This window comes from Vibrio sp. 10N.286.51.E5, assembly GCF_041469125.1.
GTDB lineage: Bacteria > Pseudomonadota > Gammaproteobacteria > Enterobacterales > Vibrionaceae > Vibrio > Vibrio crassostreae_C.
This window is the reverse complement of sequence record NZ_JBFRJZ010000088.1, coordinates 1-610: the sequence shown is the minus strand read 5'-3', so window position 1 is coordinate 610 and position 610 is coordinate 1. Positions and strand designations below refer to the sequence as shown.

The 610-nt window shown below is 43.4% G+C and carries 1 pseudogene; it reads right to left on the bottom strand.

The window, feature by feature from the left end:
• Window positions 1–502 (bottom strand): annotated as a pseudogene (locus AB4161_RS21760) (IS4 family transposase); the annotation flags it as partial.
• Window positions 503–610: the final 108 nt, after the last annotated feature.

Genomic DNA, 610 nt, shown 5'->3' with positions numbered 1-610 from the left:
TGTTCATCGCGACTGGAGAAAAGCTTTTCAACGACATTGTCATATGACATTCAACCGCTGCAGGGTTACGTTTAAATCGACTCGGATAAACATCCGCCAGGTCACGATGGATGTGGAAAGAGCTGCCATCTTGAAGCAGTACATCATCAAAGGTGTCGAGCTTATTTGGTAGACCGACATTCTGCTGGCGAGCAAATTGAGCTATTGCTCGCATAACAAGTTGCCGCATGAAATTAGGAAACTCATTTTTCCTCAACTGGTTATGGTAAGGCTTGTATGCCACGGAACCTTCAGGGCTCAAGCACATCCCATTGAATTGTCGCAGTAAATCCGCAATGGAAGTGCAGTTTCCTTTGCTTAACGCGGCCACTAAGCTAATGACTAGCTGCTCGGGTAATATCGCCCGACACCGTTTCATCAGGCCAGTACTTTTCGCCATTTTTTGGAGGGTGTCAGCATTAAAGAATTGCTTAAATTGCTTCTGTAAGGAGATAATCGTCATCGGCTTCACTATTGATGTAGGTAGTTTGTTTGGCGACGATTATCTGATCATAAATGAAGCCTTTTTTCTATCTAAATAAACAAGTTAGCTCTTAAGATCCTGTCTATG